Annotated in this window: 2 rRNA genes; both read right to left on the bottom strand. The window is 50.1% G+C overall.

From position 1 onward, the window contains the following. Positions 1 to 252, bottom strand: a 23S ribosomal RNA gene (locus A3844_RS06650); the annotation flags it as partial. Between the two features lie 246 nt (positions 253 to 498). Beyond that, positions 499 to 749 (bottom strand): 16S ribosomal RNA (locus A3844_RS06645); the annotation flags it as partial.

Below are 749 nucleotides of genomic sequence, written 5' to 3'. Positions count from 1 at the left end.
CCGCTACTGACGGAATCACTATTGTTTTCTCTTCCTCAGGGTACTTAGATGTTTCAGTTCCCCTGGTCTGCCTCTACATACCCTATGTATTCAGGTATGAGTAACTGCGAATTACCACAGCTGGGTTTCCCCATTCGGACACCCCCGGATCAAAGCTTGCTTACAGCTCCCCGAGGCAGTTTCGTTGTTCGCCACGTCCTTCGTCGGCTCCTGGCGCCTAGGCATCCTCCGTGTGCTCTTATTAGCTTAACCATTGCGTTTTCCCAGAGAGAAAATCGCTAGCATCGCTATAATATAAACTTGTTTACACAAGTTCAGCTTAAAGGAATGTTCTAAAACGCATTTTCGTTTCGGTATCCAGTTTTCAAGGATCAAGGTATTACTTGAGAGCTTCAACTCTCAAAACTGAGCAACGAGTGAGTGTTCGAACCGAAGGGTTCTAGTGGAAGTCAAGCTTCCGATTTGAATGTTTCCGTTGCAGGAAACGATTCTCCATAGAAAGGAGGTGATCCAGCCGCACCTTCCGATACGGCTACCTTGTTACGACTTCACCCCAATCATCTACCCCACCTTCGGCGGCTGGCCCCCTTGCGGGTTACCCCACCGACTTCGGGTGTTGTAAACTCTCGTGGTGTGACGGGCGGTGTGTACAAGACCCGGGAACGTATTCACCGCGGCATGCTGATCCGCGATTACTAGCAATTCCGACTTCATGCAGGCGAGTTGCAGCCTGCAATCCGAACTGAGAC

The organism is Paenibacillus helianthi, assembly GCF_001909055.1.
GTDB lineage: Bacteria > Bacillota > Bacilli > Paenibacillales > Paenibacillaceae > Paenibacillus_AQ > Paenibacillus_AQ helianthi.
The sequence above is the reverse complement of the archived record's forward strand: the minus strand, read 5'-3'. Positions and strand labels throughout refer to the sequence as shown.